Genomic DNA, 19,234 nt, shown 5'->3' on the forward strand with positions numbered 1-19,234 from the left:
GTATTAGCGTTCGTTTCCGAACGTTATCCCCCTCTATAGGGCAGGTTACCCACGCGTTACTCACCCGTCCGCCACTAAGCTTTGGGAGCAAGCTCCCTTGGCTTCGTTCGACTTGCATGTGTTAAGCACGCCGCCAGCGTTCATCCTGAGCCAGGATCAAACTCTCATAAAAAAGTTTGTCCATGCAACCTAAGTTGCTGACTTATTACTTAGTACTTTATAGTACTCACTGAACTTACAAGTAAGTTCATGAATCGACTGGTTTTATGGTTACTATTTTGTTTTCAATGTTCATTGTCATTTGTCTTATTGTTCTTGTCTTAAGCACTTATTGGTGCCGACTTGATTAATAATACACTACTGCATTACATATGTCAACAGTTTTAATCTTATTTTTTTATTTTATAGATAGATTTTATTTATCCACATTTTATGCCCATTATTATCCACATTTTGCGATAACTTTATTAATAACTATATACATATCCCCTAAATTGCTTTTAGCTAAGCTTATTAACTTACAAGTTATACTCCATCACTCAAAACTCCTCCAATTTTAGAGGCATCTAAGCTGGAGGAGCTCCTTCTAATTTTTTTAGTTTTTCTGATACTCCTTAATTTTTTCATTTAGCTTATTTGCCTCTTTTTGCTCACTTACAAAAATGCCTATCCGTACACTCATATAAACTACTAATACTAATGCAATAAATATAATTAACTTTCTTACCTCACTAAATTTAAACCATTCAAAATAATATCCACTGCTTATAAGAATCATATTAATTAAAATATAGTGGATACCCTGCCTTACTATTGATTCTCTTTTACTAAGCTCTCTTTGAGAGTAAAAAACTATACTTAATAGAGAGGATAATAAAGAAATACTTATTATTTGCCACAGTATCTCTACCCCAAAACGTGCTTCTGGAATTAAAAAAGTGATAAATAAAGCTGCTGCAAATATTGAACCTGTAGTAATCATAAAAAAGGAATAAAGTATCACCCTAAATAACTCTTTCATCTGCATATCAGCCCTCCTCCTATAGTCCCAACTTTTTCTTTAACTCTACTACATATTGTCTAGAAATAATCACTCTTTCTCCATTTTGGAGAAGTGCCTCAAATCTTCCATTAAAAGCAGGAGTTAAATTTTTTATCTTAGATAAGTTAAGTATAGTAGACTTTGATGCTCTAAAATAATCTGTATGAGCATAAATATGCTCTATTTCATAGAGTTTAAGCTTAGACTCAAAAACTTTATCTTTGCAGTACATAAAAACTCTATTGTCTACTGCTTCAAAATAATAGATATCTATAGGTTCTATGAGATGAATTTTGCCATCGTACATTCCCATAAGTTTTTTGTTATGCATCTTAATCCCATAAATCATTTGAAGTAATCCTTCATCTATATCTCGGCACTTAATGATAATCTCATCTTCTTCCTCAGCTTGTGGGTCTACTATGGAAATTTTCATTTTCTCCCCTCCCTCACAGGTCTTGTTTTATAAAATTTTTTATCTATCTGTCCCTTTCTTTTTACTTAATACTAATGCCGATAACACTATAAATAGTATACCACTTCCTAATAAAATAAGTAACTTACATAATAGATTTACCTCTTGTCCATTCCATACAACACTAATCCCCATATACTGTGCATAGTCTTTAGCCACTTGTAGAGGTGCTCCCTGAAAAACCTCTTTCATAGCATCTTCTACATAAATTTCTCTCATTAAAACTGCCCCATATAGCCCTGGGAAACTTTTCATTACCTGTTGCACAGTTTTAGGGAGTAAGCCAATGGGTAAATAAATCCCTGTAATAAATCCTATTAAGGTACCTACTATCATGTTCAAAGCAGAAAAGCTACTAGATGTACTCATAAAAGTTGTAAAGAAAAATACCATACATGCATTAGAAAATACGCTAATTATAATGACTCCTCCCATTTTAATAAGCGCTGTTAAACTAAGTAATTCTCCTCCTGTTCCTATAATAAAAATTTGTGAAATGCCTAGCGTGATAAACGAAAGTATACACCCCATCATAATAGAAGCTATAATATAGCCTAAAGCAAGTTTTAATCGACTTATAGGTGCTACAAAAAATCCCATCATGATCTTACTTTCTTCGTCCTCTATCATAATTCCCATAACAACAAAAGGAATCGTTACTGTACTTGTAAAAACAATACCTGCTAGTACCCATGTATTAATAAGGTAAGCTGCCTTTTCCCTATCTACTAATTGCATTGTCATAATTGCATCTACATTCATTTTTCCTAAAAAGACTATATTGAGGACAATAATAATTATAATGGTCAACATGGAAAAGAATACAGCTGTGTGATCTCTTATATAAAGCTTCATATTTCTTATAGTAAGTGTTGTTACTGCTTTCATTTTATTATCCCCTTCCTATATCTCTCTAATTGATTTACCTGTTATATTTAAAAAAGCGTCTTCCATGGTTCCTTGTACTACTTCAAATGCTGTAATATAGCTTTCTAACTTTTGGAGTAACGAAATACTTGATAAACTGTTAGGTATTTTTATTTCTAAACAGTTAGTAGCTATCTCATACTTTAAGCCATGCTCTTCAAGTACCCTTATTGCTCCCCCCTTATCCTTTACCTCTATTCTTAACTTATCAGTAGAATAGAGCTCCTTAAATTTAAAGGGTGAAGTATCAGCTACTATCTTACCTTTATCAATGACTGCTATATGCTCTGCCTTGGACGCCTCTTCCATATAGTGAGTCGTCAAAAAAATAGTCATATTATACTCTCTTCTTAGATACTCTATACACTTCCATACCATCTGCCTTGTTCTGGGGTCAAGACCGGTAGTGGGTTCATCTAAAAATAAAATTTCCGGATTATTAATAAGTGCTCTTGCAATTTCACACCGTCTTTTCTGTCCTCCTGAAAGCTTTTTAAAGCGTTTATTTAATAACTCTCCTATTTCTAGTACTTCACACACTCTATCTATGTCCTTCTTGACCTTATGACTATTATTCTCAAATAAATAAGCTCTTGAAACTAGATTTTCCTTGATGGTTAATTTATCATCAAGTGTATTACCTTGAAATACCACCCCTATTTTACGGCGTATTTCCTTATTATGCTTTCCTATTTGAAAACCACATATTTCACCCTGCCCTGAAGTACTTCCAAACAAAGTACACAGCATGTTAATCGTTGTAGATTTTCCTGCACCATTTACACCTAAAAAACCAAAAAGCTCTCCACGTTTTACCTCAAAGCTGATATCATCTACTGCTTTTACCTCTTTAAAACTCTTAACTAAGTTTAGAACCTGTATTATATTTTCCACGTTTACCCTCTCTTCTCTCTCACCACATATTACTTATCTCCTATATGGGCAGTATATTCATTTGCATCTCAAATCACAATAAGTGTAAGGGTAGGCTGTATTTAAAGCCATGTAACATTAAAAATAAACCTTCTAAGTTACTTTAAAAGATAACTCTAAAAAAATTCTATCGTTATGTATACTCTACCGTTTTATTTGTTGTACATAATTGTTTTTATATTTTTAACAGCCAAGATTATCTAAAACAAATTTATCTATTGTATTCCTTATGGCTAAGTATTACATTAAGGTATACTTATATAAAAACAGAAAAGGTGTAGGATAATGATAACAATTATAGGTAGCTTAAATATAGATTTGATGGTTTACACGAAATATTTCCCAGGCTCTGGTGAGACTATTACTTCTCAGCATTATGTTGATCTCCCTGGTGGTAAGGGTGCTAACCAAGCTGTAACTATTGGACGTCTTGGTGGTCAGGTAGAAATGATTGGTGCTGTAGGCAAAGACCTTTATGGTCAAAGACTTCTTAATAACTTAAAAGCTAATGGTATAGGTACAAGTGGGATTAAAGAATGTTCAGGTGCTAATACAGGATTAGCTTTCATTAATGTAGATGAAACAGGCTCTAATAAAATCATACTTATTCCAGGTGCCAATCATCTTCTTGTTCCTACAGACATCGATCAAAATATGCACCTTATAGACCAAAGTCACTTTATACTTCTTCAATTAGAAATCCCCTTAGCCACTGTACATTATGCACTTCGCGAAGCTTATAAACGTCGTAAGAAAACTATACTTAATCCAGCACCTGCCTGCAAACTATCTCCTGAAATTTTACAATATGTTGATATTTTAACACCCAATGAACTTGAGCTTGCTCTACTCACCAATCTTCCCGTAGATTCACTTGATGCAATGAGTGTGGCTGCTAAAACGCTTATTCAGCAAGGCGTTAAGGTAGTTATTGTCACACTAGGTGACAAAGGTGTCTTAGTTGTTGCTAGTGACAAAGTTTCCCATATCCCTGCCTATCCCGTTAAAGTCGTAGATACCACAGCTGCTGGTGATGCTTTTACCGGTGCTCTTGTCCTAGCACTTTCTCAAGGTGATATTTTACAAGATGCTGTGCATTTTGCTAATAAGGTAGCTTCTATCGTTGTTCAGCGTCCAGGAACACAAATTTCTTTACCTACTTTGAATGAAATTAAATGAGTCCATTAAAAGTGATTTTTATATACCAATTTCTAAAAGAGGTGTGTCTATTTATAGCTTTTATTACTAGATAGAAAGGTCTTTATTTATATAAATTTACTAATTATTTTTATTTAATAATTTATTTTTTAATATAACTTTACATAATTATATATATTTTGTATATTATTATAATAGCCCATCGTAAATATACATCTTGATTCTACATTAAGGGAGGATTGTAGCAATATGAGAAAAATAAAATTTGAAGATTGTAAGGCTTATATTTTAGAAATCACACAACTTATTGATAGCAATAAATGGCTTCTTATTGACCTCGATTCTAAAACAGGTGATGGTGACTTAGGTCTTACAATGAGTTTAGACTTTCGCAAGGCAAAAGAATTTGTTTTAACCTATAAAGATGAACACGAAGACATCGGAAGGTTCTTCTCTAAAATAGGGGCAATTATTACTAAAACTATTCCTTGTATCATGAGTTCTTTAATCGGTACAGGCTTTTTAAAAGCGGGTAGTAGTTTAGGGGGTAAAACAGAATTAGGTATAGCTGAGTTTAATCTCTTCGTTCAGAGCTTTGCCCAAGGTGTCATGGAACGTGGCAAAGTTATGCCAGGTGACCGTACCCTTTTAGATGCTCTTCATCCTGCAGCTCTAGTCGCCCAAGAAGCTCTTGAAAACAATAAAGACTTATCAACCATGATAAAACTAGTCTATGCTGCCTCTCAAGAAGGCGTTGAAGCTACTAAGAATATGCCTCCTACCGTAGGCAAAGCCCTATACCATAAAGCTCAATGTGAAGGTTTACCTGATCAGGGTGCTATTGTAGGAATGCTAATCTATAAAGCTTGGACAAAACTTATTTAATGATTCTCTAAAAATAAAGGGATTGGGATTAGATGTAGCTACATCTAATCCCAATCCCTTTATTTTTAAATTTTTTAACTTAAGCTATTTAAAGTTCAAAAAGGCTTTTTAATTCTTCATCTGTCATTTTAGTAATAAGCGTCTCACCTTCTTGAAGTACTCCTTCTGTTAAACTCAGTTTTTTATCTTGAAGCTCCTTTATTTTTTCCTCAATGGAATCTTTCGTAATCAATTGAAAAACTTGCACATTATTTTTTTGCCCTATACGATACGCTCTATCTGTAGCTTGATTTTGACTTGAAAGATTCCACCAAGGATCATAATGAATTACCACATCTGCCCCGGTTAAATTAAGTCCTGTTCCTCCTGCTTTGAGAGAAATCAAGAATACAGGAACATTTGAATGATTAAAGCTATCTACTAAACGCATTCTTTCCTCTGCTTTAGTAGAGCCTGTTAACATGTAGTGTTCTATTTCTTCTTTCTTTAATGTTTTGGAAAGAATATCTAGCATACTCGTAAACTGGGAAAATAGCAAAATACGATGCCCTGCCGCTATACTATCCCTCACGATTTCCATACACTGTTCTAACTTACCACAACCTGCCTCATAATTTTCCAAATACAAGCCTGGATGACAACAGAGCTGTCTTAGACGAGTAAGTAAGGAAAGTAATTTAATGTGACTTCTTTGCATCCCCTTTTCCTCAACAGCTATTTCCATCTCCTCTTTTGCCTTTGCCAAATGTGCTACATAGAGCTTACGTTGCATCTCCTCCATAAAGTTGTAGATAACTGTCTCTGTCTTGTCAGGTAACTCCTTAAGTACATCTTTTTTAAGACGCCTCAATATAAAGGGTGCTACCATCTTCTTAAGCCGCCATATTGCTTTTTCATCTTCACCCTTAATAATAGGTAATTCAAAACGATTTTTAAATTCAGTGTAATTAAAGAGATACCCCGGCATTATAAAGTCAAAAATACTCCACAATTCTGCTAAAGAGTTTTCAATAGGTGTACCTGTGAGAGCAAACCTCACCTCACTCTTAATTATTTTTAAAGATTTTGCACTTAGAGTATTAGCATTTTTAATATATTGGGCTTCATCTGCTATGCAATAACGAAACATTAAACCTTGATAGTACTCAATATCTCGTTTTAATAATTCATAGGAAGTAATAAGGATGTCATAGTTACTACTCTCCTCTAAAAGCGCCTTTCTTTCTTCCATACTCCCAGCAACGATAAGGGTCTTAAGACGAGGAGCAAAACGTTTTATCTCATTTTGCCAGTTCAAGCTAAGGGATGTAGGACAAACTACCAAAGATAGCTTATCACCTACATTTTCATATTCTGAATCAATAAGGGTAATCATCTGCAATGTCTTACCTAACCCCATATCATCTGCTAAAATACCCCCAAAACCATAAGCAGCCATAGTCTTTAACCATCTATAGCCCCTTTTTTGATAGCTTCTTAGAGTTGCCTTAATAGTCTTAGGCACTTCATAATCTGCATCCTCTATATTTTTTACATCTCTAATAATCTGTTTAAAGTATTTATCACGTTCTACTTCAATTGTTTCACTTTGCTTAAGGAGCTGGTCAAGATAAAGAGCTCTATACTTAGGAAGTATGGCTTCTCCTCCTTCTAAATCTCTGCCGGACAACCCTAAGCCTTCAACAATATTAGCCATATCTTGGATACTTGAGCCTTCAATATCAATAAAAGAACCATCTCTTAAACGATAGTATCTACTCTTTGCTTTGTAGGCACTTAGTATATCGTGCATCTCATCAAGAGGCATTTGTACCTCTCGAAGAGCTACATGAAGCATGTTATTTTCAATACGTAGCCCTATAGCTCCTACAGCATTCTTAACTATTTTTACTTGTTTAAGCTTATCCGTAACATTTACCTCTCCTATTTCTAGAAGTTCCATAAGACCCTTGTTAAGAAAGCCGTAAATATTTTCATCTTCTTCTAAATAAAGTTTACCATTAGCATTTCTAAAATCATAATTTCTAAGAATACTATTCAGTCGACTTTCCTTAGGCACATCTCTTACGAGCTGATTGATTGTCTCACGTTCTGTAGGTATTAGCCTTTTGTAAGGATTAAAATGCAAATCTCCATAATAACAAATTACTTCACCTACTATTTTACCGCCTTCATCCATATCAAAGTACATCTTAAGCTGTACATGCTCTACTTTTAGCTTTTCACTTATATCCTGCTCTACCACAAAGGGCAAATGTCTTTTTAGCTTATCAAGGCTAGAGAGTAAAAACCTCTTCATTGCTTCTTCTTTAAAAAGTAAACGCTTATGCTCTGTGCGAATACTTCCCTCATACATATAAACCAAGAGAGGAAATACATCTCTACCGAACTCTTTACTTAAACGATATAACTTATCTTCTATTAAGAGATATTTATTATTCGGACAACTAAAAGGCACAAAACACTCTAGAGATGTTTTAAGTTCATAATATTTCTTACTTTGGCCCAAAGTAATGGAAAAGATAGGATTCGCATCGATACATTCTAGTTTTGTATACGTCTTAGAGAAATAATGTGAAAAGGTATAGCCATCAAAATCAATAACTGTCCATTTCACCAAATCAAAAAATTCATCTAAAGCTTTAGCTCCTAAAGGAATGGTTTTGCGCTCACTCTTTGTAAAGCCTCGATAAAGCCCTGCCTGTTTAAGAACCTCATTATATTCTAACGTTTTATCCATGACAAACTGTACAATGGGTCTAGAACTCTCTTCAAATAAGCTCATATCATGGATAAACTCTAAATTTTTACCATAAGATACATTGTTCCCCTGTACCATATTTATAGTAAACTCATAAAGATCTTTTACTACATAGGCACGTGTCGCCCCCAAACTAAGCCCTAACAAAAATTCTCCATGCGCATTTTCAATAAGCTTGGGGTAAACTTTGATTGTTGGATGTTCTCCTATCTCTAAGTCCTGTTCCTTTATAACTTGATCCTCATAATAATCAAGAGCTGTCTGAGACATTTTTTCAACTTGCTTCTCGAAATGCAACTGTCTTTCTTGAATCTCATAGAGATAGTATAATCCTAAAGCAATAATATGCTTACATGCTCCTTGATACTGCTCATATGCTAAACATTCACAGCCATAGTCCTTTATTTGATCGTCATCTATTTCTAAATAACTTTCATAGTCACTCCCGTGCCCCTCTACTACTCCTCTTATCTCAGTACCACCCTCTAATTCCACTAATTCTACTTGCTTTACATGTCCTTGATAGAAATAGCTCTGTCCACGTGTAAAGGTGGAGTTATTATCTGTTAAGTTTGCCACCTTATTTACTGAAATACTCATCATCTATCTCCTCATTTTCCTAACTTTTAAAACCCTTTTTTATTTTATGTAATTACTTACCTTGGATTACCTCATTTTCTACTGTTTTATATTATAGCCCATTTAAAACATATATTAAACACATAAAAAACCTCCTTCGCTTTAAGATAGCCTGTCTTATAATAGCACTTGACTATCCTATTCTTGAAAGAGGAATTTGTATTTAGTGATCTTTACAGGGCTTATTATGCTCATGTTTTTTTCCCCATTTAGGGAAACCATTTTCTTTAATATTAGCTTGCTTTTTATTAAGTCTCTCCAATTTATTATCTCTTTGTTCTGCTGTTAAGATACCTTTATTATACAAAGTGTTAATGGCTTGTCTCTCTGCTTCTACTACCTTCATAAGCTCTTCTATCACTATCTGTTTTTGTTCTTCAGTAAGAACAATAGGTACAGTTGTAGTGCTTCTACTTTGTTTCCAAGTTGGAACACTTTCTACTTCTGTACATTTACACACCTGATCTATACAGCTTGCAAAAGTAGCCTGTGGCATAGTAGTCATAAGAATGCTTACCAAAATGAAACTCTTCAATAAATGCTTCATCCTATTTACCTCCTTATCTAAATTCTCAAATAGTATTTCCTAAACATTTTATTTCATACATTTTACTTTATGTTTAAAAAATATATAATAGTTAATACTTATGTTACTCCTAATTTTTATAGGTAATTAATTTTAAATTCTAGTATCTTAATTTATATGAAATCATAGACTATTAGAAATAAACGTGTTATACCGTAAGAGTAACACCAAACTAAGTTCTTGGAGGGATTTTTATGGAATCTGATGATTCAGACAGTGATGATACCCATAACCCCATTCTCTTTACAGAAAGAGTGGAAGCTTCTAATGAGGAAAAACAAGAAATATTTCTTTCTATTTCTTCAAATGATAAGGTTATAGGGTATATAAATGCAATCATTCTTCATGCTGGTTTATTAAAGGATGCAACCTATGTGAAGAATAAATTGAAGTGCAAAAACAAGGAAGACGAAAAGGAAATCTTAAACTTTTATAATCGGCTAAAAAGTACATTAAATACTAATGTTATCTTTTATATCACAGATTTTTTCTTAGAAAAGCCTTACCGTGGTAATGGGTTAGGTGGCTGCATCTTAAAAGCACTTCCTCCCTGGATAAGAACGAATCACCCAGAGGTTAATGATTTGTATTTATTTCCTTATCCACTGGAAAAAAATCATGGCAAAGTAGAATGTGTTAAACACATTTCACCTAAAAAATTACTGGAGATGAGAGCTCATTTAATTATTTTTTATACGCATAATGGATTACAGAAAACTTCCACGCCGTTTCTACGTATGCCTATTCGACATACTATTCATATTGAATAAAGATATATTTGCATAAATTGTTCGTTTATCTTTTATTCACACTCAGTTATCCCCATATTATCGACAACTTTTTCATAATATTATCCTTATTATTAACAAGCTTTATCTATTCTTTTTATGTTATCCACAGCTCTTTCGAACATATATTCTGTCTTATCCACAGATTTCTCAAAGTTATCCATAATTTGTGGATATTTATTTAGACTTTTACTGCATTCTATAAAAAATTAAATTATAGGACAGCAAAAAAGAGTGGTTACCCACTCTTTTTTTTAAATGAATGTATTATTTTCTAAATGGTTGCGGAGTCAGGACTTGAACCTGAGACCTTCGGGTTATGAGCCCGACGAGCTACCAACTGCTCCACTCCGCGTTATTTTATGTGGCTAAATCGATACCACTTCTTGTAATGATACACGAGATACCTTAAACTGTCAACCATTTTACATAAAATTAAACTTTAGTTTAATTTTATGTAGTCCTATTTTATAAAAAAATTAAAAAAAGACGACTCTTCTAGCTTCATTCAATAACCTAGAAAAGCCATCTTCTTATAGAGCATTTCATGTAATTAACTTTTTAGTTAACTAAAAATCACGCCACCTTCAACACTCATCTCTTTAATAATTGCTAGAGATTCAAGTTTAATACCTTTGTCACGAATAGTCTTGCCTCCCTCTTGGAAACCTTTTTCGATCACTATTCCTGCACCTATTACCTCAGCTCCAGCTGCTGTAATTAAATCCACTAATCCTAAAAGGGCTTTACCATTAGCTAAAAAGTCATCAATAATTAAAACTTTATCATCTACATTTAAAAACTCCTTAGAAACGATGATATCATATACTTTACCATGGGTAAAGGACTCTACCTTGCTTGTATAAACATCCCCTGCAATATTCTTAGTTTGAGTCTTCTTAGCAAATACAACGGGCACTTTAAAATAACGTGCAGCAATGCAGGCAATAGCAATTCCTGAAGCTTCAATGGTAAGAATTTTAGTAACTTCTTTTCCCTCAAACCTTCTCTTAAACTCTTCCCCTATCTTTTCAAAGAGTTCTATATCTAACTGATGATTTAAAAAGGCATCTACTTTAAGGACATTTCCTTCTTTAATTTTTCCATCTTTTATAATACGATTTTTTAATAATTCCATCATTATCCCCTTTTATTTAGGCATATTCAGCCACATCCATATTTTTTGGTAACACTAAATTCAAAAGCACTGCAATAACAAATACAACTGCCACACAATTTTCTGCTAGTACACTACGCATTACATCTGGGAAAATCATAAAAATATCAGGTACTTGCGTAAACCCAATGCCCACACTTAAAGAAAGTGCTACAATCAGCATATTTCTTTGATTATACCCACAGCGTCCAATCATTTGAAGGCCACTTACTACAATTGAACCAAACATAATAAGGGTACATCCCCCAAGAACAGGTTCTGGCAAGGTAGCAAGTAAGGCACCAAATAAAGGACATAAGCCAGCTAATACCATAATAATTGCTCCCATAAGGATTGTAAAGCGATTAACTACCTTCGTCATTGCAACTAACCCAATATTTTGACTAAAAGAAGTGATAGGCATACAGCCAAATAAAGCGGATAATGAACTAATAAATCCATCACAAGCAATAGAACCTGAGATTTCTTTTTCAGTTGCTTCTCTTTCTAAAACAGAAACAGCTAAGGCTGACGTATCTCCAATCGTTTCTGTTGCAGATACAAGAAAAATAAGTACAACTGATACAATGGCATTTATATTAAACTCTGGTTTAAAAGGTAAAAACTGAGGTAATGCAAGGATGCTATGTCCTGTTAAACTACTAAAGTCTACTTTTCCTAAACCAATAGCTACTAGGTAGCCTACTACCAATCCTGCCAAAACAGAAAGGTTTTTATAATGCTTTTTTGCAAAAATATTAAATACTAAACAAGTTACTAAGGTAATACTGCCAATAAATAAATTCCTAGCTGAACCAAAATCAGCACTACCATTTCCTCCTCCAAAGGAATGCGCTCCCACATTAAGCAAGGAAAAACCAATGGCTGTCACAACACTAGCTGCAACAATAGGAGTAATAAGTTTACGCCAGTATTTTGCAAAAAGACCCAAAATACCCTCTATTATTCCGCCTACTAGGACAGCCCCTACGATTGCTGAATAACCATATTGACTACCAATAAAACAAAAAATAGAAACAAAAGTAAAGCTAATTCCCATAACAATAGGTAGCCTTGCTCCTATTCGCCATACAGGATAGAGTTGAATCATTGTACCAATACCTGCAATAAGCATAGCACATTGAATCAAAGTGGCAGCTTGGGTGCTGGAAAGCCCAGAAACACCTGCTACAATAATAATAGGTGTAATGTTTGCGACAAACATCGCTAAAACGTGCTGTAAGCCAAAAGGAATTGCTTTACTAATAGGCACCCTACCATCCAACTGGTAGATGTTACTTATTGCAACATTTTCCTTCGCTCCAGACTCAGAAAAGTTTTTTTGAATACTAGCCATTTTCATGCCTCCATGTTTTAATGACCGTATAATAACGCCTCCATAGATATGTACATATTCACTTCATATCGTAGTCAAATCATTTAAGGTGATTTGGTAGAAACTGTTGAACCCTATTTTCAACTTTATACGATGCATTTTTTTAAAATTACGTATGTAATAATAATATAAAATCCAACATTTGTCTACATTATATAACAATTTAACTCCTTTTCCCTTATATCACTCTTTATTGTGCTATTCAAATCGTTTTATCTTATTAAAATGAAAACATCCTACACTGATAGCGTGTAAGATGTTTTTGTGCACCTATACTTTATTTTTAAACTTTTTTTCTTATTAATACCTTCCTAACGTAATCCATTAAACTCCCGTACAGCCTCAATCATTGCTACCAAATTTTGAGTAGGTGTTAGAGCCTGAATATTATGTATGGTATTAAATACAAAGCCTCCGTCCTTAGAAAAAATCTCACATATTTCAAGAACTTCTTTTCTAACTTCTTCTGGTGAACCAAATGGCAAGGTTTTTTGGGTATTAATCCCTGCCCCCCAGAATACTACATCTTTCCCAAATTCACTTTTTAACCTCTGAGGTTCCATATTTTTAGCAGTCCATTGAACTGGATTAATAACATCAAAGCCAGCATCAATGAGGTCTGGAATGAGAGGCATTATAGAACCACAGGTATGTTTAAAGGTTTTCCAATGGGTATTATGATGAATCCAGCTATTAATCCTTTTGTAATAAGGTGCATACAATTCTCTAAAAGTATCTGTAGAGCAAAAAGGACCATTTTGTGTACCAAAATCATTACCGCAGACATAAGCTATATCAATAACTTCTCCACAGGTTTTATAAATCCTTTCTAAATTCTTTAAAGCAATATCCACCTGCTTATCAAAAATTTCATGGAGATAGTCTTGGCGCATAGCTGTAGATACATACCACTCTTCAACATCTCTGATCCCCTTTGGGTCCTTTAACATAGGACCAGGCACACATGCTATATCTCCTATAGCTGTCCCTCCTAAATTAGCCCCTACATAATATGGGGAATCTTTTAACTGTTCTCCCATCTTTTTATAATAAGCGATATCTTCTTCACTTAACTCCCCAAACTCTTCCAAATTATCTTCTGCCTTTAAATTATCATCATCTATTTCCCTTTGTCTGATTATGGAATCAAAGAAAAAACCACTCTTTGGCATTTTAGCAGCTGGAGAGTAATTTTTATCGCCTTCTGCATAGATATACACATTCGCTTTATCTTCACTTGTAACAAACTTTTCTGCAACTAAAACCTTTTGCCCCCAAGGAGTTACCCATTCCTTAAAGTTTTCATTCTTAAAGCCATACATGGTATATTGATTCCATAAAATAGTTGTATCAATACCAATAGCTTCTCTTAAATCATCATCGACATAACCAAGCATTTGGTAGGGATCTAAAACAGTAATAAGCTTCTTTTCAAGACCATAATAATCCCTTAATTTCTCAAGCACACTTACATGGATTCCTGTTGTAGGAAAAGCTCCCATATCAAAAGGAACAGGCCCTGCTTGATGTTCAAGTGCCCGTTGAACCCTAGCTTTAGCATTCATAGATGCTCCTCCTTTATGATCTATACCCCAACTGCCTTAAGTTTGTCATCTAAGAATTTTTTAGCTCTTGGGATATCTTCTTCATCTAAATGTTCAATAATAATTGGAATATTAGGATGATTCTCAGATAACTTCTTAAGGTATAAATCATAATTAAGTACACCCATACCAGCAGCAGGGAGTTCTACAGCTCCTGCTCCCCTAAAGCTATTATGTTCTGCAGCATCAATACTTGCATGCTTCTCCCCTGTTTCAATCGCACGTTTACAATCTTTTGCATGAGCAATTTTAATTTTATCATCTAAAACATTAAAGATTTTTTCGATTTCTGCATCTACATGATCAATATTATAGTCACTAAAATAATTGGTAGGATCCATTAATAAGCCTAGTCCAGGATGATTAACTTCTCTAAACAGTCTTGCAACTTGCTCTACTGATCCAATAATATTATTGACATAGTTTTCAACAAGGAATACAGCTTGATGTTCGTAAGCATAGGCTGCTAATTCAGTAGCAATGCCTTTAAACTCTTGGTAAGCTTCTTCTGTTGCATTTTTAGGATCGTAAAGCCAGTCACTTTCCACATTATAAGTCCCTGTTTCACTCACCACATAAGGTGTGCCAAAATCCCTTGCATATTTTAATAATTCTTTTACATAGTTAATATTTTTTTCTTTTTGCACGGGGTCAGGATGCACTAAATTAGTATAAGCCGAAATACTTACAATCGCAATATTCGCATCTCTAAAGGCATCTCTTACCCTATTTGCTTTTTCCTTTGTTATATTCCCAGGTGATAAATCGATATCTTTAAAGCTTAAATCAAGCTGTACACAGCTCATACCATCTTTTTTTGCTTTTTCTACAACCTCTGCTAAAGTGTAAGGATAATACCCTGTAAAAATACCTACTGAAATCATAAAAATACCTCCTCATTTTATAATGTAATATCTATTTCTGAAAACTTAACGGTTCTTTCTTCCTTGATAGATAAATAACATGCTTCGATAGCTGCCATTGTATGTAAATTATCTTCTCCCCCAATTTCTGGTTCCGTATTCTTCTCAACAGCGCAAAGAAGCTGAGCCATTGTACCTCTAAAAGCATCTGGGAACCATACTAAATCCCACTCTGGGCGTATCCATTGGTTAGGAAATTGTTTGCATGTAAATTCCATTTTACTTGGTGTTCTCTCATCATAGCACCATCCAATATACCCCTGTGCCATGCCATCGAGTCCTTCTACACGCCATTTAATATAAATATCTTTTTCAACCCCTTCTCCTTGCCATGCCCATACATCATCTAGGCTAGTCGCCATTAGTTCATCTGCGTATTGGAAAGTATATTGACTTATCCCATCAATATGTGCAAATTTTGTCCTAGGGTCATGTCTCGTTACAGCTGTAATTTTTTCAGGATCTCCAAATAAGTAACGGAAAGTATCTACATGGTGAATTCCCATATTTAAAATTTCAATATGATCATATCTTTCTAAAAAACTCTGCCAGTGAGGTATGGCTCTCATATCAATAGTGGCTAGTACGGGCTTTCCTAAATAGCCTTTATCAAGAATGGCTTTTAAAGCACGTATAGACTGGTCATATCTCATATTAGAGTTAACACCTAATTTGATGCCTGCATCTTTACAAAGCTTTACAATCTCTTTGGCTTCCTCTAAATTCATGGCTAATGGTTTTTGACATAATATCCCTTTGATATAAGATTTGGTTACCGCATATCTCACCACTTCTAACTGCTTATCTGGAGGAATAGCAATATCTAAAATTTCTATATCCTCATCATCAATTAATGCTTTCCAACTATCATAAACATGTGGTATATGATACTGCTCTGCTACCTTTTGACTTTCTTCAAGACTAAGAGAAGTAATCCCATATGGATTAAAGCCAACATCTGTGTAAGCTTTTAAGTGGCAATTTCTCACAATTGCTCCTGCTCCTATCACACCTATACGATAATCTAGGCGACTAGGCAGTTCTGGTTCAATACGATAATCAATAGCTTTTACTTCTTCCATCCTTCACCTTCCCCCTTTGCATTTGGCAAATTTAATCAACATCTTATGCATTAGTTCATGAAACGTTTCATTAGATGTTATTTATATATTATCAGTATTGTTTAAATATTTCAATAGGGTTATTGATAATTCTTATAAAAAATACTAGCTATTTATCAATTATTTTAGATCTTTGATTTGCCTTTCTATATGTTCCAAAGTTTCCTTAGTATCCTGAATGCCACTAAGTGCCTTACCAATTTCTTTTCCTATAATATCATCATATAATTGGATATGGATGCCAAAACTTTTAGAGTCATGAAGCATTTCTCTTTTTCTGCTTTTAGCATAACTTTTTAGCACATTCCTCTTCCAAGGGTACAAACCATCTAACTCTTTATCTGCATAAAAAGATTGACGATTTGAGATACCCGATAAAAGAGCAAAAGGTTTTGAAATTCGTCTGCCACATGCCCACATAATATATTTCTTTGCTTCGTCCTTTACTAAGCTATTCTTATTAATACCAAAACTCCATCCCCCTAATACAGGACATTGTCCTGGTAATAAACAACTTCCTACGTTTCCAGCAACTTTAGATTCTGTAGAATCATTAATCCCAAAAGCATAGGAATCATAGAGTACAGCCATTGCTGTGTGCCCATGTTTAAAATCATCTGCAATAGTATCCCATGTGTCATGGATCTCTTGTCTATTCGTATATTGATAACTTTTTCTGTAACTATCTAACGCAATATGAGCATAATTACTATTAATAGTCACTTGATTATCTGAAATAACTGCTCCTCCATAAGACCACAGCCTATTTAAAAACTCTATGCTATTATATAAATTACCTTTATTAATAAGTGAAGTACCATATGTTACAGGAGAATTAGCATTAAAGCTTCTTGTAAAAAATTCTGCAATGAGATTAAATTCATCCCATGTTTGAGGAAGCTTTAGTTCCATGCCATATTTGCGTTGAAACTGTATCTTTAAGGTATTATCCTCAAAAAGATCCTTTTGATAAAAAAGAAGCTGCGTTCCTGTCATAAATGGTAAACCATATAGTTTTTCATTATAAATACCATGATTTTCCACAGCTTCTTCAATAATATCTGCAAAATACTCCTCATTTTCTACTTTTAAATCCGATAGCTCCTCTAAACCTCCTCTTTTTACCAATTCTTCTAGCCAAACAAGGTCAAACATAAAAGCATCAATATAAGAAGCCCCTTCTTGGATGCATTTCGTTACATAATGCCATAACTCGTGATATCCAAAAGTAATGAAGTGAATTTTAATACCATATTGCTTTTCATAAGCTTTAGTAAGCATTTGCAATACCTTAGCTACCTTTGCATCTAAGATGGCTATATTAAGGGTAGTTGTATTTTTTACCCTGCTATTCTGTGCATTATAAAAAGAAGATCCCGTTATCCTAAATACTGCATCAATGGTTTCAATTTGAGTATAAAAATGATTTCCTGCTTGGACTGACTGCAGGATCTGCTTTACCACCTTAACCCCCAGCTGGTGATAAGATACGTTGATAACACCCTCAAAAACGCCTTCGTCTTCAATCCAACTCTCTGCTTTTATGCAAACAAGAGAAGGCATACTTTTATGCGTTTTTAGTATTCTAGTTGCCTTTTTTACACCTTGTGTCATCATATGACTACTCACAATCAGGAGGGTTATATCTGGTTCTTCATATAAAAGTTCATAAGTAGCCTTAAAACTACTTTCACTACTGTAATCTCCTACAAGCTTATAAAATAGTTCTTGCTCTGTAACATGAGACAAGTTCTCTAGCTCTTCTTCTAACATAATACCCTTTTCTAAAATAAACCCTACTTTAGTATGATGCTGCTCTTTTCCCCATAACAAGCATTGTTTAAATGCTTCTTTATAATCAATGGTTATAACTTTCATATTACTTTCTACATCTATTTTTTTATCCGCAAAAATAATAGGTATAGAATCTGTTTTTAACTTCGTAAACCAACTTTTATTTTTCACTGCTGTTGAAACAATAATACCATCTACCTTTTGTTGAATAAAATATTCAATATGTTTTTTTTCTAAAATTCTATTATTATCTGTTGTCTTAACCAAGATACTGTATCCCCGTGCTCGAAGCTCTTTTTCAATAGCCCCTAGCATCACTTGAATCCTTTGTTCCTCAAAATTGCTGATGATAATACCTATAATATTAGTTTTAGTATTTTTTAAGCTTCTTGCATTTGCATCTGGCCTAAATCCCAGTGCTTTAATGGCATGCTCAACCTTATCTATTAATTCTTTATTATTTGTCTTTCCATTAATAACATTGGAAACACTTCCTACAGAAACCCCTGCAAAAACTGCCACATCTTTTATTGTAGCCATATATTTCACTAATCCCTTCTCACATCATTTCCTGTTTATATTTGTTATATGATACAATAAATCCTTCTAATTAGCAAATAACTGATGAAATGAATTTTTGTTAAATAAAAAAACACCCTCAAGGGTGTTATGTTTTCTTATACTCTCAAAAACAAATACTACGACATACTTTGTTTTAACCGTTGTGATGGTTATACCATCTTATTTTAGGTCAAACCCTCGAACCGTTAGTACTTAGTACCTACATGCATTACTGCACTTACAGCCTAAGCCTATCTACCTCATAGTCTCTAAGGGGTCTTACTTCCTTTCGGAATGGGAAGTCTTATCTTGAGGGGGGCTTCACGCTTAGATGCCTTCAGCGTTTATCCCTTCCAGACTTGGCTTCTCTGCTATGCCTTTGGTAAGACAACAGATGCACCAGTGGTCCGTTCATCCCGGTCCTCTCGTACTAAGGACAACTCCTCTCAAACTTCCTGCGCCCACGACGGATAGGGACCGAACTG

General features: G+C 34.1%; 15 protein-coding genes, 1 tRNA gene, 2 rRNA genes and 1 riboswitch. Of the genes, 3 read left to right on the forward strand and 15 right to left on the reverse strand.

Features of this window, described 5'->3' with window-relative positions; genetic code table 11:
• From CS063_RS16450 to CS063_RS16470, 5 genes are all read right to left on the reverse strand, one after another.
• Positions 1 to 172 (reverse strand): 16S ribosomal RNA (locus CS063_RS16450); the annotation flags it as partial.
• 423 nt (positions 173 to 595) lie between these two features.
• Positions 596 to 1,027 carry a DUF3021 family protein gene (locus CS063_RS16455; RefSeq protein ID WP_099450777.1) on the reverse strand — a complete coding sequence of 144 codons (432 nt, stop codon included), beginning with the start codon at positions 1,025 to 1,027 and terminating at the stop codon, positions 596 to 598.
• A gap of 13 nt (positions 1,028 to 1,040) precedes the next feature.
• Positions 1,041 to 1,478, reverse strand: coding sequence for a LytTR family DNA-binding domain-containing protein (locus tag CS063_RS16460; RefSeq protein WP_099450778.1), 438 nt, complete (start codon positions 1,476 to 1,478; stop codon positions 1,041 to 1,043).
• A 39-nt stretch (positions 1,479 to 1,517) separates the two neighbouring features.
• Positions 1,518 to 2,405 carry an ABC transporter permease gene (locus CS063_RS16465; protein WP_099450779.1) on the reverse strand — a complete coding sequence of 296 codons (888 nt, stop codon included), beginning with the start codon at positions 2,403 to 2,405 and terminating at the stop codon, positions 1,518 to 1,520.
• A gap of 15 nt (positions 2,406 to 2,420) precedes the next feature.
• Complete coding sequence (locus tag CS063_RS16470; protein ID WP_099450780.1) at positions 2,421 to 3,338, reverse strand: ABC transporter ATP-binding protein; 918 nt, start codon at positions 3,336 to 3,338, stop codon at positions 2,421 to 2,423.
• A gap of 324 nt (positions 3,339 to 3,662) precedes the next feature.
• Here CS063_RS16470 and rbsK point away from each other — a divergent pair, with 324 nt between their 5' ends.
• Positions 3,663 to 4,556 (forward strand): ribokinase, encoded by an 894-nt coding sequence (gene rbsK, locus CS063_RS16475; protein ID WP_308415554.1) that lies wholly within the window; start codon positions 3,663 to 3,665, stop codon positions 4,554 to 4,556.
• A gap of 228 nt (positions 4,557 to 4,784) precedes the next feature.
• Complete coding sequence (locus tag CS063_RS16480; RefSeq protein WP_099450782.1) at positions 4,785 to 5,420, forward strand: dihydroxyacetone kinase subunit L; 636 nt, start codon at positions 4,785 to 4,787, stop codon at positions 5,418 to 5,420.
• Positions 5,421 to 5,508: 88 nt separating this feature from the next.
• Here CS063_RS16480 and CS063_RS16485 read toward each other — a convergent pair whose 3' ends face one another.
• Positions 5,509 to 8,781: a DEAD/DEAH box helicase gene (locus CS063_RS16485; RefSeq protein ID WP_180270839.1), complete on the reverse strand. Its 3,273-nt coding sequence runs from the start codon at positions 8,779 to 8,781 to the stop codon at positions 5,509 to 5,511.
• Positions 8,782 to 8,983: 202 nt separating this feature from the next.
• Complete coding sequence (locus CS063_RS16490) at positions 8,984 to 9,367, reverse strand: hypothetical protein (protein ID WP_099450784.1); 384 nt, start codon at positions 9,365 to 9,367, stop codon at positions 8,984 to 8,986.
• Positions 9,368 to 9,600: 233 nt separating this feature from the next.
• Between CS063_RS16490 and CS063_RS16495 the strand changes: the two genes are divergently transcribed.
• Positions 9,601 to 10,176, forward strand: coding sequence for a hypothetical protein (locus CS063_RS16495; RefSeq protein ID WP_099450785.1), 576 nt, complete (start codon positions 9,601 to 9,603; stop codon positions 10,174 to 10,176).
• Between the two features lie 297 nt (positions 10,177 to 10,473).
• On the opposite strand, the gene CS063_RS16500 is transcribed toward CS063_RS16495, so the two are convergent.
• From CS063_RS16500 to CS063_RS16535, 8 genes are all read right to left on the reverse strand, one after another.
• A tRNA-Met gene (locus CS063_RS16500) sits at positions 10,474 to 10,549 on the reverse strand.
• Positions 10,550 to 10,759: 210 nt separating this feature from the next.
• Entirely contained in the window at positions 10,760 to 11,332 is a 573-nt protein-coding gene (locus tag CS063_RS16505) for a xanthine phosphoribosyltransferase (RefSeq protein ID WP_099450786.1), read from the reverse strand.
• A 16-nt stretch (positions 11,333 to 11,348) separates the two neighbouring features.
• Complete coding sequence (locus tag CS063_RS16510; protein ID WP_099450787.1) at positions 11,349 to 12,707, reverse strand: uracil-xanthine permease family protein; 1,359 nt, start codon at positions 12,705 to 12,707, stop codon at positions 11,349 to 11,351.
• Positions 12,708 to 12,758: 51 nt separating this feature from the next.
• Positions 12,759 to 12,860, reverse strand: a riboswitch (purine riboswitch).
• 197 nt (positions 12,861 to 13,057) lie between these two features.
• Complete coding sequence (locus CS063_RS16515) at positions 13,058 to 14,311, reverse strand: uroporphyrinogen decarboxylase family protein (RefSeq protein WP_099450788.1); 1,254 nt, start codon at positions 14,309 to 14,311, stop codon at positions 13,058 to 13,060.
• 20 nt (positions 14,312 to 14,331) lie between these two features.
• Positions 14,332 to 15,234, reverse strand: a complete 903-nt coding sequence (locus CS063_RS16520; protein WP_099450789.1) for a sugar phosphate isomerase/epimerase family protein — start codon at positions 15,232 to 15,234, stop codon at positions 14,332 to 14,334.
• Positions 15,235 to 15,251: 17 nt separating this feature from the next.
• On the reverse strand, positions 15,252 to 16,355 hold the full coding sequence (locus tag CS063_RS16525) for a Gfo/Idh/MocA family protein (protein WP_099450790.1): 1,104 nt from the start codon (positions 16,353 to 16,355) through the stop codon (positions 15,252 to 15,254).
• Positions 16,356 to 16,514: 159 nt separating this feature from the next.
• Positions 16,515 to 18,728: an extracellular solute-binding protein gene (locus CS063_RS16530; RefSeq protein ID WP_143452483.1), complete on the reverse strand. Its 2,214-nt coding sequence runs from the start codon at positions 18,726 to 18,728 to the stop codon at positions 16,515 to 16,517.
• A 207-nt stretch (positions 18,729 to 18,935) separates the two neighbouring features.
• Positions 18,936 to 19,234, reverse strand: a 23S ribosomal RNA gene (locus CS063_RS16535); the annotation flags it as partial.

It is taken from the genome of Sporanaerobium hydrogeniformans, from assembly GCF_002735925.1.
Classification (GTDB): Bacteria; Bacillota; Clostridia; order Lachnospirales; family Cellulosilyticaceae; genus Sporanaerobium; species Sporanaerobium hydrogeniformans.